Source organism: Bacillus sp. NPDC077027 (assembly GCF_050269555.1).
GTDB lineage: Bacteria > Bacillota > Bacilli > Bacillales > Bacillaceae > Bacillus.
The window spans coordinates 84,332-109,290 of record NZ_JBNNIO010000005.1; the positions used below are offsets into that span (position 1 = coordinate 84,332).

Annotated in this window: 23 protein-coding genes; 13 read left to right on the plus strand and 10 right to left on the minus strand. The window is 40.5% G+C overall.

The window, feature by feature from the left end:
• Positions 1–53: 53 nt before the first annotated feature.
• Genes mngB through ACQKEZ_RS16355 form a run of 4 tightly spaced genes read right to left on the minus strand, consistent with a single transcriptional unit; the run spans position 54 to position 4,682 of the window.
• Positions 54–2,714 (minus strand): mannosylglycerate hydrolase, encoded by a 2,661-nt coding sequence (gene mngB / locus ACQKEZ_RS16340; protein ID WP_427302576.1) that lies wholly within the window; start codon positions 2,712–2,714, stop codon positions 54–56.
• A 28-nt stretch (positions 2,715–2,742) separates the two neighbouring features.
• Positions 2,743–3,861: a PTS fructose transporter subunit IIC gene (locus ACQKEZ_RS16345; protein ID WP_427302577.1), complete on the minus strand. Its 1,119-nt coding sequence runs from the start codon at positions 3,859–3,861 to the stop codon at positions 2,743–2,745.
• A 36-nt stretch (positions 3,862–3,897) separates the two neighbouring features.
• Positions 3,898–4,227, minus strand: coding sequence for a PTS fructose transporter subunit IIB (locus ACQKEZ_RS16350; protein ID WP_427302579.1), 330 nt, complete (start codon positions 4,225–4,227; stop codon positions 3,898–3,900).
• Positions 4,224–4,682, minus strand: a complete 459-nt coding sequence (locus tag ACQKEZ_RS16355) for a PTS sugar transporter subunit IIA (protein ID WP_427302581.1) — start codon at positions 4,680–4,682, stop codon at positions 4,224–4,226. The genes ACQKEZ_RS16350 and ACQKEZ_RS16355 overlap by 4 nt, the downstream gene beginning before the upstream one ends.
• 257 nt (positions 4,683–4,939) lie before the next feature.
• Here ACQKEZ_RS16355 and ACQKEZ_RS16360 point away from each other — a divergent pair, with 257 nt between their 5' ends.
• The 3 genes from ACQKEZ_RS16360 to ACQKEZ_RS16370 all read left to right on the plus strand — a co-directional run bounded on the left by ACQKEZ_RS16360 (position 4,940) and on the right by ACQKEZ_RS16370 (position 9,557).
• Positions 4,940–7,612: a S8 family serine peptidase gene (locus ACQKEZ_RS16360; protein WP_427302583.1), complete on the plus strand. Its 2,673-nt coding sequence runs from the start codon at positions 4,940–4,942 to the stop codon at positions 7,610–7,612.
• A gap of 224 nt (positions 7,613–7,836) precedes the next feature.
• Positions 7,837–8,547: a hypothetical protein gene (locus tag ACQKEZ_RS16365; protein ID WP_427302585.1), complete on the plus strand. Its 711-nt coding sequence runs from the start codon at positions 7,837–7,839 to the stop codon at positions 8,545–8,547.
• Positions 8,548–8,831: 284 nt separating this feature from the next.
• Positions 8,832–9,557 carry a hypothetical protein gene (locus ACQKEZ_RS16370; RefSeq protein WP_427302587.1) on the plus strand — a complete coding sequence of 242 codons (726 nt, stop codon included), beginning with the start codon at positions 8,832–8,834 and terminating at the stop codon, positions 9,555–9,557.
• Positions 9,558–9,608: 51 nt separating this feature from the next.
• Here ACQKEZ_RS16370 and ACQKEZ_RS16375 read toward each other — a convergent pair whose 3' ends face one another.
• Complete coding sequence (locus ACQKEZ_RS16375) at positions 9,609–9,746, minus strand: hypothetical protein (RefSeq protein ID WP_264010066.1); 138 nt, start codon at positions 9,744–9,746, stop codon at positions 9,609–9,611.
• Between the two features lie 165 nt (positions 9,747–9,911).
• On the opposite strand from ACQKEZ_RS16375, the gene ACQKEZ_RS16380 reads away from it, so the two are divergent.
• From ACQKEZ_RS16380 to ACQKEZ_RS16390, 3 genes are all read left to right on the plus strand, one after another.
• On the plus strand, positions 9,912–10,193 hold the full coding sequence (locus ACQKEZ_RS16380; RefSeq protein ID WP_427302589.1) for a DUF5839 family protein: 282 nt from the start codon (positions 9,912–9,914) through the stop codon (positions 10,191–10,193).
• 146 nt (positions 10,194–10,339) lie between these two features.
• Positions 10,340–11,443, plus strand: a complete 1,104-nt coding sequence (locus ACQKEZ_RS16385) for an aspartate phosphatase (protein ID WP_427302591.1) — start codon at positions 10,340–10,342, stop codon at positions 11,441–11,443.
• Between the two features lie 125 nt (positions 11,444–11,568).
• Positions 11,569–11,703, plus strand: coding sequence for a hypothetical protein (locus ACQKEZ_RS16390; protein WP_427302592.1), 135 nt, complete (start codon positions 11,569–11,571; stop codon positions 11,701–11,703).
• Between the two features lie 355 nt (positions 11,704–12,058).
• On the opposite strand, the gene mmuP is transcribed toward ACQKEZ_RS16390, so the two are convergent.
• Entirely contained in the window at positions 12,059–13,462 is a 1,404-nt protein-coding gene (gene mmuP / locus ACQKEZ_RS16395) for an S-methylmethionine permease (protein WP_427302593.1), read from the minus strand.
• A gap of 42 nt (positions 13,463–13,504) precedes the next feature.
• Complete coding sequence (gene mmuM / locus ACQKEZ_RS16400) at positions 13,505–14,449, minus strand: homocysteine S-methyltransferase (protein WP_427302595.1); 945 nt, start codon at positions 14,447–14,449, stop codon at positions 13,505–13,507.
• 325 nt (positions 14,450–14,774) lie between these two features.
• Here mmuM and ACQKEZ_RS16405 point away from each other — a divergent pair, with 325 nt between their 5' ends.
• Positions 14,775–15,605, plus strand: coding sequence for a YitT family protein (locus ACQKEZ_RS16405; protein ID WP_427302597.1), 831 nt, complete (start codon positions 14,775–14,777; stop codon positions 15,603–15,605).
• A gap of 14 nt (positions 15,606–15,619) precedes the next feature.
• Positions 15,620–15,958 carry a putative quinol monooxygenase gene (locus tag ACQKEZ_RS16410; RefSeq protein ID WP_427302599.1) on the plus strand — a complete coding sequence of 113 codons (339 nt, stop codon included), beginning with the start codon at positions 15,620–15,622 and terminating at the stop codon, positions 15,956–15,958.
• Positions 15,959–16,005: 47 nt separating this feature from the next.
• Here the strand turns inward: ACQKEZ_RS16410 and ACQKEZ_RS16415 are convergent, their stop codons facing one another.
• Positions 16,006–17,220 (minus strand): multidrug effflux MFS transporter, encoded by a 1,215-nt coding sequence (locus tag ACQKEZ_RS16415; protein WP_427302601.1) that lies wholly within the window; start codon positions 17,218–17,220, stop codon positions 16,006–16,008.
• Positions 17,221–17,450: 230 nt separating this feature from the next.
• Here ACQKEZ_RS16415 and ACQKEZ_RS16420 point away from each other — a divergent pair, with 230 nt between their 5' ends.
• Positions 17,451–17,981, plus strand: coding sequence for a GNAT family N-acetyltransferase (locus ACQKEZ_RS16420; protein WP_427302603.1), 531 nt, complete (start codon positions 17,451–17,453; stop codon positions 17,979–17,981).
• Between the two features lie 84 nt (positions 17,982–18,065).
• Here ACQKEZ_RS16420 and ACQKEZ_RS16425 read toward each other — a convergent pair whose 3' ends face one another.
• Positions 18,066–19,697, minus strand: coding sequence for a S8 family serine peptidase (locus ACQKEZ_RS16425; RefSeq protein ID WP_427302605.1), 1,632 nt, complete (start codon positions 19,695–19,697; stop codon positions 18,066–18,068).
• 167 nt (positions 19,698–19,864) lie between these two features.
• Between ACQKEZ_RS16425 and ACQKEZ_RS16430 the strand changes: the two genes are divergently transcribed.
• The 4 genes from ACQKEZ_RS16430 (at position 19,865) to ACQKEZ_RS16445 (ending at position 24,205) form a co-directional block, all read left to right on the plus strand.
• Complete coding sequence (locus ACQKEZ_RS16430; protein WP_427302606.1) at positions 19,865–21,349, plus strand: amidase; 1,485 nt, start codon at positions 19,865–19,867, stop codon at positions 21,347–21,349.
• 24 nt (positions 21,350–21,373) lie between these two features.
• On the plus strand, positions 21,374–22,483 hold the full coding sequence (locus ACQKEZ_RS16435; RefSeq protein WP_427302608.1) for a DUF4272 domain-containing protein: 1,110 nt from the start codon (positions 21,374–21,376) through the stop codon (positions 22,481–22,483).
• Positions 22,484–22,539: 56 nt separating this feature from the next.
• The gene (locus tag ACQKEZ_RS16440; protein ID WP_427302609.1) at positions 22,540–23,091 is read left to right on the plus strand and encodes a TetR/AcrR family transcriptional regulator; all 552 of its coding nucleotides are present in this window, start codon (positions 22,540–22,542) and stop codon (positions 23,089–23,091) included.
• A 91-nt stretch (positions 23,092–23,182) separates the two neighbouring features.
• A complete protein-coding gene (locus tag ACQKEZ_RS16445; RefSeq protein ID WP_427302611.1) occupies positions 23,183–24,205 on the plus strand; it encodes a quercetin 2,3-dioxygenase in 1,023 nt (340 codons plus the stop codon).
• Between the two features lie 62 nt (positions 24,206–24,267).
• Here the strand turns inward: ACQKEZ_RS16445 and ACQKEZ_RS16450 are convergent, their stop codons facing one another.
• A complete protein-coding gene (locus ACQKEZ_RS16450) occupies positions 24,268–24,705 on the minus strand; it encodes a MarR family winged helix-turn-helix transcriptional regulator (protein ID WP_427302613.1) in 438 nt (145 codons plus the stop codon).
• Between the last annotated feature and the right edge of the window lie 254 nt (positions 24,706–24,959).

Genomic DNA, 24,959 nt, shown 5'->3' on the forward strand with positions numbered 1-24,959 from the left:
CAATGCCCTCCATTAAAGAGGGGCGGAATCCAAAAAGATCCGCCCCTACATGTTCATTTTTTCTTTACAATGTAGGTTTGTACCTGACAAGGTTTTAGCGGGTGTACGCTCAGTCCTCCGTCAAGCTCCCTGAGGGTGTGTCCTTCAGGTGTTTCGCCTAGATTCGCTGTTTCTCCGTGATGTAGAGATGAACTATAAATTGAAGCGGCTGTTTGACGCTCTAAGTATGGATTGAAGAGACGGATCACAAGATCTGTTCCATGTTCTTCCTTCTTCAATGCGCTTAAAACGGCTCCATCTGTTTCAATGTGTAACAAGCTATAAATAGATTGTAAGTCTTCTTGCTCATCTCGGAAAGAGAAAATTAAACGACCGTTTAAAAAGTCAGCCCGTTCATAGCATTGGACGGGTGTTGTATAGTTTTTAGCAATTTTAGCCAAGAGTCCTTCGTTGATAGCTTTCGTGCTATAGAGAACGCCAAATGTGAAATCGAGCGGTCCTTGAAGCTGGGCATCTGGTGTATCGACAATTTTTTCTCCTGAAGCTCGACCTGGGCGATATAGTAAGTTTTCTTTCCCCATTTTTCCGAAGCAACGGAAGAGTGTGTAAGCAATTGTTGAATAGTTCTCACCAGTAATTTGATATTCTCTCACGCAATCTGTGAAGAGTGAAACGCCATATTCTTCCTCACGTAGCGCCACAAATGATTGCATTGGCTCAATTGTAATCGGCTTTTCTTCCCAGTGCTCGTTATTCCACCATTCAAGCTCTTGCGTCAGCTCGGTTGGACGTTCAATCGTGCCAAACTGTTGATCGCTTAGTGATACTCGTGAAGCAATACCTGTATCAAAGAGAACACGTAAACGATGATCTAGTGCATGATTATCAACATGAACATCGAAGCGAATGAGCTGGTCGTCTTTGTTTAGAGCGACTTTTGCTACAATCGGCAGGTCTGTGCTTGTTGTTTTGTTTGCTCGTTCTGTCAAGTCATAAGGTACTTTCAGTGAAAGGTTAATTGTTAGTTCTTCTTGTAGCCCACTTTTTGCAGTCGTGATATCTGCCTGTATTTCTTTAGAGGAGACGTATAAATCCTCTCTTGGCGGAGAATAGTTGTATGAATCGCCATCGTCACCATTGTCTTCAAAGATCATTTGCTCTGCAAAGGTTCTGCCTGTTTGTTTGTCTGTAATCTCGAGAGAGCCGTTATCGTTTGCTGTAATACGATAGTACGCATTTTCGATGACACGTCCCTCTGCTTTTTCCCATGCGGTTTCACTTGATTCGTCAAATACCATATTCACTTGTATATAACCAACAGATGGCAGGTCAACCGCTTCGATCAGTAGAACAGCTTGATACACCTTCTTTGGCATGTAAACGTCTTTACTTGGATTTAAGGAAATCTGCTGTGCGAGCACATAATCTGTGACATCTGTTTTGCTTTTCACTGTGTAAGAAAGGACTTTTCCATTGGCATCCTTTAATGTAAAGGGACGCTCTGTGATAAAGGTTTCCACTTCAATGACCTCTGAACGCTTTTCTGGCAATGTGTTAAAAAGTGTGAGTGTGATTTCTTGTTCAGTTTGCAAGCGAATGGCAATGAGACGCATGTGTAGATCAACGAGATTCTCGGCAATTTCTTTTGCTTGTTTATAGCGATAAAAGACATCTTTGTTCGTTGAATCACTATTACAGCCACCAATGCTGTCGTGTGCTGCATTTTCAAACATGAGATACCAAATATCACGTACAGTGTCATGTGGATATTCGTGGCCAAGTGAGTAACTAATCGTTAAAATCGGCTCCATGACATTGACTATATAGTTCTCAATTCGATTGTTTAATATTTTTAAATCGGCTCTCGTTGAGAAAATCGATTTGTGAATGCGCATATGCTTGGCATGAATCAGTTCGCCTTCTAATGTCTCGAAGGAGGTGCGTTCTTTTTTCACAGCAGCAATATAATCTTCTAAGCTACTAATCTTGTAGTTGTTTTCATCAAGGGTATTAGCTTGTTCAAGTAAGTCAGGTAGGTTTTTACGAATGGGTGCTTGGTCAAATCCATTCGGGAAGTATACATGATTTGTTGTTGCTTTCGCTTGTAGTGCGCCAATTTTTTCTGCGAGAAATGCCTTCAAATCCTCTTCTTTTTCAGGAATATTGCCACCATAGTAGTAGCCAAATGGTAGATTCACAGCAAAGACTTCACTGCCATCAGCACCACGCCAGTTGAATTCTGTATGGTTTGTCATATGGTCAGATACCCCGCGCCAGAAGGCAGTATCTTTAATGCCAAAGCCTTGATAAATTTGTGGCATTTGTGCTGATTGTCCAAAGGAATCCGGTACATATCCAACTTTCATCACATGACCAAAATGGAGACAGCGTTCAATGCCGTATTGCAAGTTCCTCACGATGGATTCTCCTGAAATGACGAGCTGGTCTGTTTGAGTATACCAAGGACCGATGATTAGGCGTTTTGCAGATACGAGTCGCTGAATTCGCTTTTCATCCTCTGGTCGCCATTTTAAATAGTCATCTAGTAGTGATGCCTGAGCATCGAGCATGAAGTAATGGAAGCGTTCATCTGTCTCAAGGGTGTCTAAAATGTCCATTACATTTTTCATTAGATAAATACGGGAGCGGGAGGTGGTAAAATACCATTCCCGGTCCCAGTGAGTATGTGGAATCACATGTACGTCGACTGTCATAAGATAACGACACCTTTCTTTTTTCAAATTATCCTTCTAGTACAAGGTCAAAATCGTCTTCTTCTTTTTGCTTCTGATCATTCTTTGGTTGATTCGGCTCTTTTCGCTCTGAAAAATTGACTAGAAGGTTAGCACCAATACCAATGATGAGTGCACCAGTTATCGCGCCAATTAAGTATGCCCACCAGTTTCCAACAGAGAAGAAGCCATATAGTCCACCGATTGGCGGCATAATTTCATGAACACCTAATAATGCAGCAATTCCACTACCAGCAGCGCAAGCAATGACATTAAGTGGAATCAATTTAAGCGGATTGACAAGTGTGAAAGGAATTGCACCTTCTGTAATCCCGATAATCCCCATCACTAAGCCGCCTCGCCCTGCTTCTTTGAATGTTGGTGAAAAGTTACGTTTGCGAATTAATGTCGCAATTCCATACCCTAGAGGTGGAATGACAATGGCGATATTAACGAGAATCGCAGGAAGATAAACACCTGATAAAAAGAGGGCATTTCCTGCCATCCAAGCGGATTTATTTACTGGTCCACCAAGGTCAAACCCAATCATCGCACCAAGAATTAATGCAAGGACGATTGTGCTTGTTCCATCAGCAACCATGCCTTTAATCCATTCAATAAGTGCTGTGTTCAATGCGCCAAGAGGCCCACCAATTAAAACAGACATCAGAAGTCCAGTTAAGCCAACAGTAATGAGCGGCAAAATTAATAGTGGAACAAGTCCTGCGGCAGAGCCTTGAATTTGGATTTTCTTTTTAATCAATAAAGCTACATAGCCTGCGAAGAAACCTGCAACGACTGCTCCGATAAATCCAGCATTTGTGGAACTAGCAAGAGCCCCGCCAATAAAACCAGCCGCGAGACCAGATTTATCAGCAATTGAGTAGGCGATGAACCCTGCAAGGAGTACGTTCATTAAGCCGATACCTGTCCAGCCCACTTGTTCCATTAAATAGGCACCGTGTAATAAGCCACTTGCATCTTTATACGCACTTAAATCTGATACACCAAAGCCAAGACCGACGAGTTTAGCCAAACCAACGATGAGTGACGCTCCGATGATGACAGGAAGGATATAAGAAATCCCCGTCATTAGATGGCCTTCAATTACTTTTAATTTTGCTTTCATTCTACTTTGCTCCTTTCTATATGGCACTGCGCATGTTTATTGAGATTCAGATTTCTTTTTCTCGACAAGTGCAACCGCTTTCGTAATAATTTGTTCGGCATTTTTTAACGCACGTCCGATGTCAACACGAACGGTTGGGATGCCTTCAAAACGTTCGGCATCATTGATGTGTTGATTCGAGGCAATAATGCATAGGTCTGCCTGCTTTGCCTCTTCAGGTGAGATGCCATTGACCTGTCCCATAATCCCTTGTTGTTCAATTTTAATGTCGTGCCCAAGCTGTTTTCCCGCATTTTCCAATGCTTTTGCTGCCATCGGTGTATGTGCTAAACCTGCTGGGCATGAAGTAACGCCTACAATTCTCATTTTGTGATCCCCTCTTTCAACTGTTGTTCAATGACATTGAAATAATAATCAGCTGTTTGACCAGGTAAAATTTTGTCGACAAAGGCAGGCTCCATTAAGCTAGTTGCCACACCTGAAAGCAATTTGAGATGTGTCACATTTGCTTCATCCTCGGGTACAAGGAGTGTGAAAAGGTAGCTGCTTGGCAAATCATCGAAGCTGCCCCAGTCAATCGGTTCTGCGAGTTCTAGAAAAAGGAGAGAAGCTACTTGGACAGATTGGCTTTTTGTATGCGGAATCGCAAAACCTTGTTGAAGTCCAGTTGATACTTCCTCTTCACGTTTAAGTAAGTCTCTTAATAATCCCGCCGGATCGTTTGTAATATGAAGGTTTTCAGCTTTCTCTGAAATGTATTGTAAAATCTCATTCTTTGATTGACCGTTAACTTGTGTGAAAACATGATCTTTTTGAAACAAAGCTGATCCCTTCTCTCTTTCTTTTCTGTTAAGCGCTTACAAGTTGATTGTAATGCACTTTTTAAAGGTGTTAAATAGAATGATTTTCCGTTTGAAACGGCAAAAAGTTTATGAATGGTTTCGGCTTTGCGATGTTTGGACCGATTCATCTCAAATCGTAGCTTAATTCCAGTTTAATTATCTTCAAAATCCATACATCTTTGCTGCGTTTTGTGATATTCTTCCATAGGTATGATCAAAGAAAAGGAGGTCTTTTCATGTTGAAAAAACAAGTTAAATCACTTGTCATCGTGATGATGGCAGCGATTTTATGTCTTGCAGCTTTTACGCCTTACCAGGCTTCAGCAGCAAGTGAAGGAACTGGCATCAACAGTGCGATCAGTTTGAAAAATGGTGGAATCATTTCTGGAGAATTCACAAAGCTTGAGGAAGAATCTTGGTACAACATCACACCAACGTCAAATGAAGTCGCAAAAAATTCTCATATGCGAATCAAGATTAAAAGTAAACAAATCCTTGCAATTACTGCATATCCAAGTAAGGATAGAGCAGTGAAGGATGACACGTATATCCGATATAGAGTGGATACAGCAAGTGGAGAGGCAGAACTACATCTCCCTCACGCGTGGACGGGACCTTACTATATTAAGGTGCAATATTTAGGTGAAGAAGATGAAGAGCAAGATCAGACGACTGTAGAAAAAGCAGCTTATACAATCGGTTATCAAGGTGAAAACAAACCGCCGTCTGAACCGCTCCCTATTGAAGAAGAAGAATTTTTCATTATTATTGATCAAAAAAAACATGGGCGTTCTATCATGAAGACAATCAGAACTGTCCAAGACAAAAGATTGGATCAGACCAATGAAGGGAAGAAGCTAGCTCGGCTTTTTGACAAGACGAAACCATTTGTCGTATCAAAGCTACTTAAGAAACCTTCTGAGCAACAATCACTGTACAATCATCTACTTACATTAAAACCACTGCTTGAGGATATTGAGAAAAATGGTGCTTCAAGTGGACACATCGTCACTGCAAAAGAACAGAAGGCGATGACCGCCATTTATCGAATGATCGAAAAAACAAGCCCATCCTACTTGAAAAAACAAATTCAAGCTTTCGGAAAGAAGGTAGGCATTCATCAGTTAGAAGGAAAATCTGTAGGATACGTGCTTGAGAAACAGAAGCTTGTCCCAGAACAAAAGATCAACACGAACAAAATTATCTTTAAATTAAAAGATGGTCAGACGCTCCAATCGTCAAAAAAACAAATGAAAAGCTACGGCATTAAAGAGAAGCAAGTAAGCCAGCAATCGACAAACGAATTGTTTAAGGGCATGTACGTGTATGATGTTCCAGCTGACCAACAAACAAGTGGAAAGACGATGAAAGCAAGTAAGGCAACCATTAAAAGCACTGCGAGAAAACTATCAAACTTACCAAACGTTGAATTTGCTGAACCTGTTAAAACCTATCAGGCATATAGCACAGACATTCAGTATAAATACCAATGGCCATTGAAAAATAGTGCGCAGAATAGTGGAACGAAGGGAGCCGATGTGAAATTCGAACAAATGAATACACTCATCGGTTCTAGTAAAATGAATAAAAACCTAATCGCTGTTGTAGATACAGGCGTAGATAGTAGATTAACAGATTTAAGTGGGAAAGTGAGAACAGACTTAGGTAGAAACTTCATAGAGCGTAATAAAAATGCGATTGATGATGAGGGACACGGAACACATGTGGCTGGCATCATCGCAGCAGAAGCAGATAATCATTATTCCATGGCAGGGCTGAATCAGCATACAAGCATTATTCCAATCAAAGTGCTAGATGAAATGGGTTTTGGCGACACAGAACACATTGCTCTTGGGATTAAACATGCTGCGGATAAAGGAGCAAAGGTCATCAATTTGAGCCTTGGTGGTGAGTATAGTCGTGTTATAGAATATGCGTTAAACTATGCTGCCAATAAGAATGTCCTAATTGTGGCGGCAAGCGGAAATGATGGGATTCCTGATATGGGATACCCAGCGACATCAAAACATGTCATGTCTGTTGGAGCAAGTACTCGAATGGATACGGTTGCCGAGTTTTCAAGCTTTGGTAAGGGTCTTAGCATGTCAGCGCCTGGTTCTGATATTCCAAGCCTCATGCCTGATGGAAACGTTACTTATTTAAGCGGTACTTCAATGGCTACACCTTATGTAGCTGCTGCGGCTGGTTTGATTCTATCGAAAAACCCAACCTTGAAGCCAAATCAAGTGAAAAAAATTCTACAAGAAACGGCAAATGATATTTCGTTCAAAAGCGTAGATGGCGGAAATGTTGAATATTATGATTTAAACGATGAACCAGTTTACGACCCAAAAATCCCTGGTGTTGATTGGATGACTGGACATGGAAGACTCAATATATATGCTGCATTAAGCGCACTTGATCTCAATGTATCTGTCAGCAAAATTGAAGATCATCATCAAAAAGTCACTGGAAAAGCAAAAGCAGGCTCAGCGGTGTCTGTTTACAGTGGCAAAAAGCTTCTTGGTAAAACGACTGCTAACAAGAAAGGCAATTTCAATGTCAGCATTCCTCATCAGAAGACAAACAAAGTGCTGCATGTCAAAGTAGCAAAAGGCAAGGCAGCGACTGCCATCAAAATCGTTGTCAAAAAGGGAAAAACACCTGCAAAGCCAAAGGTTAATAAAGTCACTGTCCAAAGTAAGGCAGTCAAAGGTAAGGCAGGTGCAGGTCTAACGATCAAAGTGAAAAATAAATCAAAGAAAGTCATTAGCACTGTAAAAGTAAACAGCAAAGGTGTCTATTCAGCAAAGATTAAAAAGCAAAAAGCCAAAACGGTGTTGTATGTGACAGCTACCGATATAAGAAAAAGAGAAAGCAAGGCTGTCAAAGTCGTTGTGAAGAAATAATACAAGACTTCCCCTTTAAAAGAGGGGGAGTTTTTTGTTGGATGCAGGAAAAGTGCCAAAAGATGACGGGCGTAATGAACATCCACCTATGATTGTTAGCTAAACAGCTGGGCGGCAACCATGACAAATTCTAGGTACTCTAAAGTTGGCGTCAAATGGTATGGAGTGAAGCATGTCACTGAACGAAATAATGTAGCGTTTTAAAAAATTGTTAACGTGAAATTTTGAAAGAACCTAATGCACTAGCATCAGGTTCCCAGTCTAATTCTCATTCACCTAATCAATATACGTTTAAATCTGAAACAAATGTTGCTGATGATAGTGTGATCGGCAACTATATAATTGAGCCTCTTCATCCAGAAAGCGGAATCAATAGGCAAGCCCATTCACTAGCTCATGAGTTAGGACATTATTATGATTCTATAAAAAGGAGTAGAACTTTTCAGAAGTTCATTCATAAATGCCGTAATGCAGAAAGATTAAGACCGCTTTGCGGGTTAATTATGTTATATGATGAATGGAGTGCCTGGGAACACGCCGAAAGAATCTGTATTGAAGAAGGCATAGATATTCGTTTTTTTAAATATGCAAGGAAATTGGGCTTCTCAACTTATGTTAAAGGTTATTTGAATGATTGTATAAAGCCAATAAAAACGTTGCTTAAAACGTACATCTTTAGCGTGGCCGTTGTACTATTTTCTGTGTTATTAACGGAGAATAATATTCACCTTCCTTTTAAGTTAGATTCGATAACAAATATTGTAGCTGAAAATAAAGATAGAACAGGGATTGTGAATCTGATTTTTATAAATATCATGATGTTTCGCTTGATAGTATGGTTATTTAAACCCTTTATACAGAAAGATAAGAAAGATTATCAATATGTAGTAGAAGATGACCTCCCAAAAACAGGGAACGCGAAGCGGGAAAAGTGAGGTGAATCATGTGTTGGTAGAGGTAATAATCAATCTCTATGAAATAGGGCTACTCATTCTAGGGGTATCGGCTTTAATGTTAATTAAAGCAAACGAGGAACGAAAAAAGCGTAAAAGACGTATCTAAGCTCTAGGTGATTCTCCTGGAACAATTAAATATTTACAAAATCCCTTTCCAATTGGATAGGGATTTTTTGTGTCATTATGTTTCGATTACTATACTATAATACCTAATTATGACATAATAATAATTCGTTTACATTAAAGGGGTATGTTAGTGGGAAATGTTAAACTTTAAGATCGTTTCAAAAATTGCTGCGACTTTGCTTTTGGGCTGTATACTCTATTTTGTAAATACCGAAATATCTCAGGCAAGTGAAAACACAATTACAAAAGAAGAATTGCAGCAACAAAAAGAGAATTTTATGAAAATCGGCATTGATGAAAAAACTGCCGAAAAACTCACTCAAAAGGTAGCCAAGGGGGAAATGGTTGACGCGCAAAAAGAAAGCGAAGTAGCAAAGCGTGCCGATCAGTTAACAGTTAGTACAGATAATCTAGAGAAATATGTTGAATTTGATGACGGATCACGCATCGTGCTTTTAGTGGAAGAAGGGGAAGAAGAACCTCCTCCATTCCAAGCGTTTGATTATGCTACTGGAACTGTCACAAAATTATCCTGTACCTCTGGGTCGGGGTACAGAAACTGCCGAGTAAAAGCAAGATATCATGATGGTATTTGGGATGTACGATTTGAGGCAACAGTAAGTACCGTTTCTAAAGGATATGACAGTATCTCAAAAATCAACAAACAGGCTGTAGATGCGGTCTTGTATAATGTTTCCGAGAAGAAATTCAAAATAACTCGGAAAACCGAAACGAAGAGTCATGCCGCAAGAGCTGATTTTACTAACCAATTTACACATAAGACGGGATTGTACTCGGTGTCTCGAACTCTAACACTGTACGCACAGAATGATAAGATGTTTGCAAGGTTAAATTACTACTAAACTAAAAAACCCGTAAGCTGACCATATGGTTGTCTTACGTGTTTTTCCAAGCTATTTTTTATTGTTCAATTGCTCTTTTAACAGTTCTATGATGGTGTTGTTTTGCTGCTCGATGTTTTTCAAGCTCTTCTCGATGGTGAAAGTTGAAATAAAGATCACAATGAAAATCGCAATGCCCACAAAAAACAAATAAAACCCCTCCTAAAGTGCAATTTGTCTGTATTTTAACGGATTGAATATTTATGTATCTTTTCAATATCGTACCATTGATTGAATTTCCTTACTACACCTTGTTTTGGGTTGAAGTGAAAGTTCTAATATCCTTAGATTAAAATGAATAGGAGTGTGTATGTAATGGACGAAAAAAATACGATTACAGCCTTTCATTGTAAGAAGCAAAATGGTGAATTAAAGGTAAGACCTAAACCTTTTAAGTGGCATATACCAAAGAGGTTAAGGGGGCTTATTAAACAAGGTGATATTGTACTGGTGGAATCCCTAGGCAGAAAAAAGCCGGTTCTGGTCATTGATGTTTCAAGAGAAGAGCTAGAGGAAACAGGCTGCTTTTATAAGAGGGTTATTAAGATTCTGGATCAAGTAGATAAAACCAGTAAAGACCGCGAAAAAGTAAAGTAGCACTTTCGCAGGTGGATTTTCCTCTGCTTTAGGGTTCTTCATATTTGGCGGTAAGCCGCATTACTTATTTTTACATAATTTGTTTAAAAAGGTCATGTGATCTGCGATAATGAAAATAAAGGGAAAAATGATAGGGGGAGGTTTGTTTGCCGGAGAAAGTAGCAAGCCCATTTGTTGCTAAGATGATCGGTGATTGGTACGGACTTATAAAAAAACAAGATATCCTAAAAGCTGAAAAAAAAAGAAACGAGATAGTACAAGCTTTTGAAAATATGGAAGAAGACCAAAATGTCTTATTATACTTTAACTTGATTGATTCCAGATACAAAATGATGGTGCAGGAGTTTGAGGGGTCAAAAGCTTTATTGAAGCAAATAGACATTGAAGAGAAGCAGAAAACGGATGACATGATTCAGTATTATTATTTCTTCTTCAATGGCATGTATGAGTTCTATAAGAAGAGATTTTCAGATGCTATCAACTATTACCATATTGCAGAGACTCGTCTGAGAAACGTTCCTGACGAGTTAGAACGCGCTGAATTCAATTATCAGCTTTCAATTGCTTACTACGAAATCGCACAAAGTCACTTCTCCATTAACCATGCAAAAAAAGCCTTAGAAAGCTTTAAATCAGCAGATTTACAAGAGAGTCGGGTAGCGACTACTCTAATGGTGATCGCTTCAAACAAAATGGATTTAAACCAATTTGTCCAAGCTGAATCCACTTATAAGGATGCTATCAATTTAGCAGCAGATTCTAACCTTGATTTGCCACAAGCACTAGGATATCTCAACCTAGGTATATGCTATGAACGCCAAGGAAAGCTTCGGCAAGCAATGGACTCTTTCCAAAATGTCTTGTCTATTGAACTAAAAAAGCCACACAAAACTTTGCATATGAGAACAAAGTACATGTTAGCACGTGTCCTCTTCCAGTTAGATAAAACAGCTGAAGGGTTGGATGTGTACAACGAGTCTCTAATGTTAGCGAATGAACTATCTGACAATGCGTATATTGCTAAGTTAAACATCATACATTCAATATATGTATCTGATGATGAAACCAAGCTTGATGAGGCTTTGAATGTACTGAAAACTCAAAAACTTTGGACGGATGCCACAGAATTGTCAATCATGGCAGCAAGATTTTATAAAAAGCAGGATAATCACAAACTGGCATCAAAATATTTTGATGAAGGTTTGGAATCTCAAACCAAAAAATTGACATGGATGGAGGAAACTGAATGAAGCACCTGAAAGTTATGATAATAAGCCTTACCTTATTAATGGGTATCACAACCACAGTACATATAAATTCCTCAAATGATTTTCAAACCGCAGAAAACGGATACTTTGGGTAGAAGATAGCAAACATGCCTTGGAATACAATTATCGGTGCTGGTATTTTTGTTGTGATACCTGTAGTCATCATCACAGCTATAGTGTACTTTATTAAACGCAAAAAAGAATGCCCAAAGCATCCAGGTAAATGGTTGAAAAATGAATAAAGAAAAAGCCCTGTCCGTAGGGCTTCAGGCTGTCGAGAAAATCTCGACAGCCTGAGAACCTGATGCACTAGCATCAGGTTCCGTTAATCATTATGGTCCTAAAACAGATAACCTACATACATAAAAATAAAAAAACTAAAAGTGATGAACAAATTTAGAAAAGTAAGGAGATAGTTTTTGCCTAGGATACTTAGAGCGATTCCTAAAGGCCCGATTGCATAATTCAGCAACCATAAGGGACTGCCATAACTAAAAAGTAAGTTAGGCGCCCATAATAATAATCCAATCGTAAAACAACAAAATGAGGCTATATTTAGCTTTTTTTGATTCATCTACAAATATCCTTTCATATCGTCTAATTCAAATTTTCTTCTCTCTTTTTTCTGATATAGACAGTGAGATAATAGGCGACATAGCATAAAATAATGAATGGAATTCCACAAACGAGTGCTATTTGTTGATTTGGATCAAAGGCAATTCCGATGACGGAAGCCAAGCATAGAAGAAATGCCGCAATAGGGACAATTGGATATAATGGCGTTCGGAATTTTAGGTCGCTCAGTTGTCCGCCATTTTGTAAAAATGATCGCCTAAACATGAACTGGGAGGCGGCGATTCCCATCCAAACGATAACAACAGCTAGTCCTGAAATAGAAACGAGGACAAGGTAGACCGTTTCTGGTGCAACGACACTTGAGAGTAATGATAAGAAACCTCCAACCATACTTAAAATTAAAGCGTTCAGCGGAATCCCTTTTGGCGTCAGCTTGGCAAGCTGTTTAGGTAATGTGCGTTCCTCTGAAAGAGACCATAGCATACGTGATGACGCGTATAGCCCTGAATTGGCCGCAGATAAAATTGCTGTCAAGATGACGAAGTTCATGAAATCGGCCGCATATGGAATCCCGATCCGATCAAACACAACGACAAAAGGACTTTTGATGACTCCAGCATCTTCAACCGGAATTAAACCAGCTAGCACGATAATGGTTCCAACAAAGAATAAGACAAGGCGCAAAACGGTGGTCCGAATGGCACGAGGTATTGTTTCATCTGGATTTACGCTTTCACCAGCCGCAATCCCGATTAATTCTGTTCCTGAAAAAGCAAAATTGACAGCAAGCATTGTCATTAAAATTGGCAGAAATCCATTTGGGAAAAGTCCACCTTCTCCAGTAAAGTTTGAAAAGAACGGAGCGGCTTCATTGCCTTTTAGCGGAATGAGACCAAACATGGCGGCACCGCCGAGAATAATAAATAGAATAATGGCCATGACTTTAATGCTAGAGAACCAAAATTCTGATTCTGCAAAAAACTTGACTGTAAAAGCATTTAATAAAAAAATAAGAATCGCAAAAACAGCACTCCACACCCAAACAGAAGTGTGAGGAAACCAGCGTTGCATCAAGAGACCTGCCGCTGTGAATTCAGACCCTAAGGCAACGGTCCATGTTAGCCAATATAGCCATGCAACGGTGTAGCCCGTACCTGGGCCGATATACTTTGTTGCATATGTGTGGAAGGCACCTGTGACTGGCATTGCGACAGATAGCTCGCCGAGGCACAGCATCACCAAATACACAATGAATGCGCCAACGAGATAGGCAAGAATGGTTCCTGCTGGCCCTGCCTGGCTAATTGTATAGCCTGAGCTTAAAAATAAGCCAGTCCCAATTACACCTCCAAGAGAAAGCATAAACAGGTGGCGGCTCGTCATTTTTCGTTGATAATGTTGAGACTGATCTTTTTGTTGCTCCATGTCTTCCCGCCTTTTTCGTCTTGATGTGATGTAGGCTCTTGATTATGTTGTTTGTCTAGCCCATTGAACAATTCCCTTAATATCTTCAGGATTTGTCCGGCAGCACCCGCCGATGATGGTCGCACCATCCTGATACCACGTATGTGCACAGCTACCAAAGGTTTTGCCTGATGGATCTCCATTCCAAACCTTTTGCTCTGGGTCATACGTTTCTCCAGAGTTTGGATAGATGACAAGTGGCTTGTCTGTTCCTTTTTTCATTTCTGTGATTAATGATGAAATGAATTGTGGTGGTGTACAATTGACGCCAACGGCCGCAATCTGGTCATAGGGCTGGAGTACTTTTACGCAATCTTTGATGAGGTCACCTTCACTAATATGTGCTTCGTCTTTTGCGCTAAATGTCAGCCAAACATAAATACCTTGAAACTCATTTTGAAGTAAACGAGCGAGTGCCTTTGCTTCAATAAGGCTAGGAATTGTCTCACAAGCAAGTATATCAGTACCTGCCTCGACAAGCGCTTCAATACGTGGTCTGTGAAAGTCCATGAGTTCTTCTTCTGTCAGTCCGTAGTTCCCTCTGTATTCAGAACCGTCAGACAAATAAGCGCCGTATGGACCAACAGATGCGGCAACAAATGGTTTTGAACGCCCCACGCGATTCGTCTTATCATTCCAGAAAAGATCTCGCGCCTCTTTTGCCAATTCAACGGATCGTTTCATCAGTTCGATGGCTTCTCTCTCTGTGAAGCCTTTTTTGGCGAAACCGTCGATGGTTGTTTGATAGCTTGCGGTTGTCGCACAGTCGGCACCTGCCTTGAAGTAGTCGAGATGGACCTGTTTGATGATTTCTGGCTGTTCCACGAGTATTTTTGCAGACCAGAGACTATCATTTAAATCACAGCCTTGTCGTTCAAGCTCAGTGGCAAGTGCGCCGTCGAGTATAAGAGGAGACTGTACGTTTAGTCGTCTTTGAATTGGATTCATATGAATGCAGCATCCTTTTCAGATTATTTAAACTATATGCGGAAGTAGTTTAAATGACTAAAGGGTTTTTGTCAAGGAGAGGAAAATGCGATAAACCCTTAAATATCAACGGATGGAACGCATAAAAATGCAGCGGAAATAATAGAAAACCAAGTCATTGACAGCCTGAAAAAAGAGATATATATTATGGAAAGTAAATATCGGAATGCTTAGAGGGTCAAAAGACGCAGTCGCAGTCTTTTGATTTTTATTTTTTTGCGAATCGACAGTCTTCTTTCGTGTAGAAAGAGGGTTTTTTATATGCCGAAAAAGGAGGAAGGTTAGAATGAAAAAACAAGTGAAAGATATTGCCATTATTCTCATTGGTTCATTTTTATTTGCGGCAGCCGTTAATATGTTTGTCATTCCACTTGAGTTTGGAGAAGGTGGAGTAACGGGTTTATCCATTATTCTCTATTATTTATTTGAGATTTCCCCGTGGCTGACAAGCCTTGTGTTTAACACCATATTGCTACTCGTTGGTTATAAATATTTAGACAAAAAAACAACGGTTTATACGGTCATTGCTGTAGCAAGCAATTCGCTATTTTTACATTTGACGACGAACTGGGTCGTAAACGTACACGAAATGATTATTGGCGCTATATTTGCAGGGATCATTATTGGGGTCGGGATTGGTCTTGTCCTGCGTGCTGGTGGTACGACAGCCGGTTCAGCGATATTAGGAAGAATTGCAAATAAGTACCTTGACTGGAACGTGAGCTATGCGATTTTATTTTTTGATCTCATTGTGGTGTTTGCTTCTTACTTTATCATTGGTGCGGAAAAACTAATGTTTACCATTGTGATGCTTTACGTAGCAACGAAAGTGATGGACTTTGTCATTGAAGGCATCAATACGAAAAAAGCCGTCACCATCATTTCTACATGCAAGGATGATATTGCAGAAGAAATCAATCATACCCTTGACCGAGGGGTGACCATTTTAAATGGAAGAGGCCATTATTCAAAGGAATCGAAAGAAATCCTCTATGCCGTCATTCAAAAGCAAGAGCTGATGCGATTAAAGAAAATCATTAAGAAGATTGACCGAGATGCTTTTGTCGTTGTTCATGATGTGCGTGATGTGTTTGGTGAAGGATTCGTGAATATATAAGAGAGACTGGTTCATTGACTATCGTTTTTGGACAAGCTAATGAAAAGAAGGTAGGAGGCGAGGCGGTTTTGCATATTGTCCATGTGTTTTTTGACATAAATGAAGAAGATGTGGAGGCATTCAAGAAGGCATGTGAAAAGAATGCGACAGCCAGTCAACAAGAAGAGGGTGTCTTTCGGTTCGATGTACTGCAACAAACGGACAATCCTACATTGTTTTTATTGACTGAATTCTATTACTCACGAGAAGATCAGCTTCAGCATAGAGAAACTGAGCATTTCAAGGTATGGAAAGCTGAAATTGGAGACTATCTCAGACAGCCGTATACGTTTCAAACATATGATTATGCATAAATAAACAAAGACCCGATTTACGTGAGATTCGGGTCTAATTTCATTCCTTATGATGTTTTCTTAAAGCGCGCAATGAGCAGTATATAGCAAAGTAGGGCACCTACATCACAAATCATAATGACAAGTCCCATCGGGAAGGCAGTTTGACTGCCTGCTAAGCCGACAAGCGGTGTAACACAAGCACCGAGCAACATTTGGGCTACACCAATTAATGCGGCGGCACTTCCTGCATTTGCTCCGTGGTGTTGCATCGCGAGAGAAGGTGCGGATGTACCAACGATTCCAACACTTGAGACGACAAAAAATAATGGGATGAGGATACCAAAAAGACCGGCATTCATTGCGATCATGACAAAGAGTGTTATCCCGCCTGTTGCGGCAATCAGTAATCCGATTTGCAGGACTTTTTCTTCACCAATTCTTGCTGCAACCCGAGCAAATACTTGCCCAGCAGTGATAATTCCAAGACTATTTATAGCAAACGCCGCACTAAATCCTTGTGGTGAAAGGTTGAAAATTTCCTGTAGGACAAAGGGTGAACCAGAAATATAGGCAAACATTGCGGCAAACACAAGACCTTGAGATAAAGCATACCCGACAAATAAACGATCATTTGCGAGTAGCTTCATGGACGAAAGGATTTGTTTAAAACCGCCTGTCTGTCTTCGTTCAACAGGTAAGCTTTCCTCCAAGCTAAACAGGGCACGTGCAAGCATCAATGCTCCAAGAATGCTCAGTAAAATAAAGACTCCTTGCCATGTGGTAAAACGTAGAATCTGACCGCCAACAATAGGGGCTGCTGCTGGCGCAACGCCATTCACTAGCATGAGCAGTGCGAAAAACTTGGTCATTTCCGATCCTTCATAGTGATCACGAACAATGGCACGGGCGATGACAATCCCGGCTGAACCAGCAAGTCCCTGAACAAGCCTTAACGCAATAAACGCCCATATGGATGTGACGGTTGTACACAAAATAGATGCAACGATAAAGATCATAAGACCGACCATTAGCGGTTTTCGTCTGCCGATGGTATCGCTGATTGGTCCGGCAATGAGCTGTCCGAGTGCTAAGCCGATAAGACATGCCATCAAGCTGAGCTGTGATAGTGTCGTGTTCGCATGGAAGTCTCGGGCAATACTAGGTAAAGCAGGGAGATACATATCCATGGCAAGAGGTGCTAATGCCGTTAATGATCCTAGCAGGGCTGCAAGAAGAAAACGACCCTGTCTGGTTTCTTGTGAATGAGATAATGAGTTCATATGATGACAACGCTCCTGTTTGTTTTATATACGGAAAATGATCCTCACATCAGCATAATGAATAATGGTTTTGTTTTCAATAAGAAAAGAAGAAAATTCACCATAAGCAAAATGATTGATCTTTATCAGCCGACTCTTTACATTGGATAAGTAGTGTTGAAAAAGAAATTCGTCTAAAAGGAATAAAGATTCAATATCATCATCGGATATAGTATATGGGAGGCGTTGAAATGACGCAAAATCATGGTATCACCATTCGTGAAGCAAAACCTGAAGATGGAGAGGCAATTCGGCAAGTTCTAGTGAAATCATATGCACAGTATGAACCGCAATTTACAGAAGAAGGCTGGCGTGATTACTCTGCTAAGGTGGCAGAAGCAGCAGAAAATCCTCATGTAGAGCTCATGCTTGTTGCAGAATGGGAAGGTCACATTGTCGGTGCACTGCAAATGTTCCGTTCATCTGAAAAGGCATATGACAAGCCTGAGATGGGGATCACCTCTCCTATTGTTCGTTTTCTAGGTGTCGATCCAGAAGTGAGAGGAAGAGGGATTGCGGAGACATTACTACGTAGAAGTTTAGATATGACGAAAGAGTGGGGCGAGGACGTCATGTATCTCCATACATCTGATAAAATGCAGGCAGCCATTCGATTATATGAAAAATTGGGCTTTGAGCGTGCTTACGACAAAGAGTTTGTGAACAATGGTACGCATGTAAAAAGCTATCGCTTTGTCATAAAAAAGGAACAGTCCACATGATAAGCTAGGGTGTAAGACATAAAGAAGGAAGGACGATCTCATGTCGTCCTTCCTTTTTCTCATTCAACGAGGAAGATTTCCTCGTTATCGAACCTTGATGCGATTCAATCGTTTTTGTAAAGTGGTTTTTGTTTTTGAAGCCTTTAATTGATTGACTGCGCTTTGAGCAGTTACCTTTGTTTTCTTCGTTTTTTTGGTTTCTGCTGTCTTTACTTTTTGTTTTGCGGAAGCGACCTTTTTTTGATAAGCGACATGTTTTTTCACTTGATCAAGTCGTTTTTGTAGCTTCTGCTTCTCAGTTCCAGTGTCCAGCTTGTTAATGGCTGTTTGGGCACTTTTGATGGTTGCTTGTGTTTTTTTCGTTTCAGCCGTTTTGACTTTAGCACGTGCCGAGCTGATATGGATGTTTTTTTGGACAGCAATCACTCTTTTATTTAACGCTGTTTTACTTTTGCTAGCTACAAGTATGCTAATCTTTTTCTTCGCTTGATCTACATCTACTTGTTTCTTCGATTTCTCTGCTTTTTTTACATAAGTGTCAGCCGTTTTTGTAAATGTTGACTGCGAGACATAGCGAACAAGACCGTAACCAAATTGCTTGTCCTTTCCTTTTGTGCCGAGATCTAATGCGTAGCTACGAAGCAATGTCCGAAGCTGAACATTTGTCTTGTTTGGGTGAAGTTGTTTCAGCAGAGCAAGCATTCCGGTTACATGCGGTGTTGCTTGTGATGTCCCTGTTGCATACCAATATTCATTATTGACATATGTGCTTATGATCTGGTCACCAGGAGCGGTAAAATCAATGGAGCTCCCTGTATTGGCGAAAGAGGCAAGTTTGTCCTTGGCGTCTGTAGCTGATACACCGATGACACTGCTATAAGCCGCAGGATAAATCACAGGTGTTTTATTTCCTTCATTTCCGCTGGCTGCAACGATGAGTAGCCCCTTTTTATAGGCTTCATCAACAGCAGCGCGTAAAATTGGAATGTTTTCCTCAAAGCCTAGGCTTATATTGATGATGTCCATCTTATTGGTGATCGACCAGTCGATTCCGCGAAGAAGGTCAACTAAATCACCCTTGCCTTTTTTATTCAACACTTTGACAGCATAAAGTTTTACATCGGATGCCACCCCAATTGTGCCATAATCATTATTTAATGCACCGATGATGCCTGCTACATGTGTCCCATGTCCAACATCATCAGAATAAGAGGATGTGTAGCTGACAAATGATTTCCCTCCAGTAATTTTGAGGTCCTCGTGGGGGTAGATACCTGTATCTAAAACAGCGACTTTTACATTTTTACCAGTAACGCCGTCCTTCATTGCTTGCTTGATGTTTAGCTTCTTTAAGTTATAGGACTGTTGAAATAGGTTGTCCTGTGCTGTGTTGGTCGATTTTTTTGTAGCAGAAGATGACAGTTGTACTTTCGTATTTTCGGCTATATAAGCGATATTTGGATCTTTTTTGAGTGAAGAAACTGTCTTCTCGTCTGCTGTCACAGCAACAGCAGGAACGTGCTTGTATTGTGCCTGTACTTTATCGCTAGCATGAATCGCCTTCTGTTTTCCTTTTTGATTCTTATAAACGATAATGACATCGGTTTCTTTTGTCGATGAAGCAGCCCAGGCATGGTGAGGCGAAGTTGTTGTCAAAAACATAAGAAAGGCGATGATGAAAAACGCCCGCTTTTTAAGGGCATGCATTCCGTGCATACGTGTGATACCTCCGTCTTTTTTCTTTATTATATCGGAGAATTTGGGTTTGTTGTTAAAAGATTCATAGAAGAAACCGAACTTTTTTATCGTGATGAATTCGTTGAATTCCATGCAAATGTAGTAGACAATAGTAGATATTGATAATAGAAAGAGGGACATGCCTGATGGATATAAAAGAATATATGACATATGATGCAACGGGTCTGGCAGAGCTTGTTCGAAATCAACAAGTGACACCACAAGAGTTGTTAGATACAGCCTTTTCAAGACTAGAGCAAGTGAATCCTGTACTGAATGCAGTTGTCCGGACAAGACAGGAGAAGGTCAAGGAAGAGATGCAGCACCTTACCTCACATCAGCCGTTTGCGGGTGTACCGTTTGTGCTAAAGGATATTTCACAGGGGTTAAAGGGTGAACCGCTAACAGCAGGTGCTCAGTTGCTAAAAGATTTGAAGGCGAAAACGGATTCTCATCTGGTCCAGCGATTGAAACACGCGGGACTTCTGATGATTGGACATACGAATACACCTGAATTTGGGCTGAAAAATATTACGGAGCCAGTGCTATATGGGCCAACAAGGAATCCATGGAATTTAGAACATTCACCGGGAGGCTCTAGCGGAGGAACTGCGTCAGCTATTGCTGCTGGCATTGTTCCAGCAGGGGGAGCAAGTGACGGCGGGGGATCCATACGCATTCCAGCTTCATTTTCCGGTTTATTCGGTTTAAAGCCGACGAGAGGAAGAACCCCAGTAGGACCTGGGATTGGAAGACAGTGGCAAGGTGCGTCAATTGATTTTGCCCTCACAAGAACAGTTCGAGACAGTGCCGCACTCCTTGATTTGCTCCAAGTGATTCAACCGGAAGCAGCATTTCAAACACCATTATACGCAGGAAGCTATGCTGAAGACCTTGTGAAGCGTACGTCACGCATGCGGATTGCCTATTGTGTGGACTCCCCAGTAGGAACGAAGGTGAGTAAGGAGGCAAAAGAAGCAGTTCTTCAAACAGTGAAGTGGCTGAGTGAACAAGGACATGAGATAAAAGAAGCGAAGCCATCAATCGATGGTGTTCATTTAATGGAGCAATATTACGTGATGAACAGTGGGGAAATGTCAGCATTGTTCACTTCATTAGAACGGTCACTTGGAAGACCTGTTAAAGTGGAAGAAACAGAAATAGTAGCATGGGTTCTCGCAGAGGCAGGGAAAAATGTCACAGTTGCCGCCTATACAGAAAGCCTTGATGCATGGGATGCAGCTGCCGCACAAATGGCATCTTTCCACCATACGTACGATTTATATGTGACACCAACGACTGCTTTTTCAGCCCCACGTATTGGAGAACTCACTCATACAGAGGAAGAAACGGAAAGCCTATTGAAGGTGTCTGAACTAGATATGCCTAAACAACAAGAGATGATTTACGAGATGTTTCTCAAAAGCCTTACCTATACACCATTTACGCAATTAGCGAATCTAACGGGACAGCCGTCTATGAGTGTTCCTGTTCATGTCACAAAAGAAGGTTTACCTTTAGGTGTTCAGTTTACTGCTCCAAAGGGGAAAGAGGATTGGTTACTGAGACTCGCGGCAGAAATTGAGCAATCTCCTATTTGGCAAGGTGTAGACAAACGGTTGCCAGAGTAATTATGAATAGAAACGGAGCTATCAATGAAAAACGGGACCATTTTTTTAACACAAGGAAGTAAGCAGGAAATCATACAAACCATTCAGGAATTATTTCAAGGGGAAACACTGCATATGGATGAAAACCGAGTCTCCATTCAACGAGGCAGGTTTTTATCTAAAGTCGTTTATACGTTAAATATTTTATCAGAAGAAGATCAGTATCAAGCATTATGTGAACTTAAGATGGGGCAACGAGGCTATATTGATCAAGTAATAGAGGCGCCCTTAGTGAAAAAACAATTGATCCGAAAGAATGCGAACACTCGCACAGCAATTGCACTTGTTTCAAAGCGAAGCATGCCAGATGATGTCATTCAGCTTCTATTAAAGCTAGCAAAACAGTACTCTGGTTTTTTATTTGTGGACGGAGTCGACTACATAGATGGAGACGGACAGTCGCTTTTAGAAATCAATGAACTTCGGCGCTTAGACCCTCTTCATATGAAAGGTGTACGATTCCAAACTATTGATCAATTGGTGACACACGAATTGCCAATTGGCCAGTTACCCTTATATGAAGAGCGGGATTCATTTAAAAGTAGAGAAGACATTTGCCGTCGCATGATTGCGTTATTTATATATAGCGTAAAGGGTGATGGTCATCAGCAAGGTGTCCCATCCTCTGAAGTAAACGAGGTCGTCACTAAGCTAATGGATCGATTTGAGGCGAAGTCGTTTTTTTCTCCGCAGGAGTGGGCATTTATGAGTGAAGCAGAGCCAGAGGAAGTGGCTGCCCGAACGGCTGTATGGAGCTATGAAGCGTTATATGCGTTAATGGGAGCAACAGGTATGATCGAAACGAGAACGATGCCTGATCATATGTGTGATGTTGATGCTATCAATGAGCTATTTTTCAAACTGAAAAATAAAGAAGAATTACTGGAGAAGATAGCGCTTCAAGCAGATGTCAGAGAACGGGTTGATTTGGTCTATATGCTACACTGGATTTCGGTTGAACAACGAATCAATGGCGGCCGAATGACCGTCCCTGTTCCAATTATAGAAGATGTTGTCAAGGAATGGCATAAAGCCTTAAATTGGGTGTATGACGAAGAATACGACAACTGGGATGAAGTCGAAACACATACATGAAGATTGATCCGCTGATGCATGCTCATCAGCGGATATTGAGTTAGGGGGATGTGTCCATGACAACAAAGAAGAAGATTGTTAAAACAGCAGCGCTTCTTTTTCGAAAACAAGGCTATCATGCGACTGGTTTGAATCAAATTATCAAGGAAAGTGGCGCGCCGAAGGGTTCACTTTATCATTACTTTCCAAACGGTAAAGAAGAGCTGGCCATATCAGCTGTCCAATTTGTAAGCAAAAAGATCATTGCAGATATAGAGAAAAGTCTTGCCTTTTCAGATGATCCACTGAAAGCTCTTCAGCACTTTGTTAGCACATTCATGACAAGCTTTACGAATGAGGAAGAAAGATGTGGTATACCGATTGTGCTAATTGCGGCGGAATCAGAAGTCACACATACAAAGCTACATCTTGCTTGTAAAATTGAGATGTTTCGTTGGCAGCAAATGGTGAAAGAAAAATTAATGACAAGCCATTATGAGGAGGAAGAAGCTGAAGAACTGGCATCATTCATTCATTCGATGATACTCGGCAGTATTTCAATGACGATTGTGCTAAAAAATACGAAGCCCTTACACGATGTGAAAAAACATCTTCATCGTTTATTTTAAAAGTGAATGAAATTACTAGTTGTAAGGGCTATCTATTATAGTGATTGGTCTATATAATAAGGATAGTCAAATAGTCATAAGGAGTGATGGGATGTCGGTGCAAATAGAGCGGACGGAGCCATTTGGGAACCACTCGTTTATTGCCGCCTCTGGTGCAGGAACGTATTATGTTGTAGGGAATCAGCTTGTCCATGTTCTTGCGGAAGCAAGCCAAACCAATCAATTGTTTGAACTTGTGTTGGTCACAGGAGGAAAAGGGGCTTATTTCCCTCTTCATCGCCATGACCATCTGTACGAAACGATTTTTGTCCTAGAGGGAAAACTAGAAGTGATCCTAGATGGTAAAAAGTATATGGTGACAGCCTATGATTATATTCATATCCCACCAAAAACGATTCATGGTTACCGGATGCACAGTCATAAAACAAGATTTATATCTTTTGCAGTGGGCGGAACGATAACAGATATTTATAGCCAAATCGGCAAAGTCGTTTCTTTAGATGAATGGTCTAAAATGGACAATGCATTTGAATTGGACTTGTTTCAGCAAGCTGAAGTTCAGAGTGATATATTGCTTGTCCATGGATTGAGAGAGTTATCCAGTACAACGAGACCGTCTCCTGTATTTGAAAGTCAATTACCTGTAAACGTTCAGTCGTATGTGCTTGAGGCAGGGGAAGGTAAGCGCTTTCTTGTTGATGGACAGCTTCATGAATTAATTGCAACAGAGGAAACAACAGACAGCAACTTCTGTATGTGTGTGACAGAAGGGGGAAGAGGTAGCGCATTTTTCTCTCATTATCATAAGATTCACACAGAAGCGTTTTATTGTCTGGAAGGGCAGATGATCCTTCATCTAAATGGTGAGGAGATTTGCCTTATGCCGGGGGATTTTGTGTATATTCCGCCAAACACAGTGCATTCTTACCGCTTGGAAGCTCATTCAAATAAGTTCCTTGCTTTCTTATTACCCGGAGGAATTGGCAAAGTATTTGAGCAGTTTGGAGAATCCGGCGGGCCTCATATTTGTCCTTATATAACTAAAGCTGACCAGCGCATTCCAACTGTTGAGACATATGCTGATTACGATATGTATATTGTATGTCAAGACTGATTGTGTAACGGGTTACACAGTCTTTTTAATATAGGAAGTAATAAAGGCTTAGGGAGTCACTCCTAAGCCTTTATTGTGCGTTCATTCATCATTTTTTCAACTAATTCAAAGAAAGTTCTTTTATCTTCTTCTGATAAATGCCCAAATAGTTGATTTACGAGTAGTTGTCGATTTTCGATCATTTGTTTTGCAATTTGTTCGCCTGATTCAGACAACGTAATCCATACTGTACGACGATCACTGTTGTTTCTAGAACGTATAATGAGTCCTTCATCTTCCAGATGATTGAGAGCGGTGGTTGTAGCAGAGGGAGATAATGAGACTTCTTGTAAAATATTTTTGACTGTACATGATTGATGGCGATAGATGATGCGTAAAATGAAGCCTTTCACATTCGTCACGTTCTTTGGAATGTTTTCTTCATCTATCTTTTTTGTCGCCTTTAAGTACTTCGTCAGTGCGTGATCCAGCAAACTTGCCTCTAGCCCGAAATGATGCATTCTCCATACCTCTTTTCCTATTGCACATTGATTTTTCCGTCATAACTAGGTCTATCTTATCATAACAGCACCAGGAAATTAAACTTAAATGGAATTCGATTATTAAATTTCCTATATTATCAATTAATTAATAGAATAATTCTAAAATGAAACAGTTTTACTTTCTTCTTTTTTTATTTTAGAATGGTGTTGAAATAAAATCTGACGACCAGTTTGACATATGAGAAATGCCAAACGAAAAAAAGAGTTTGGAG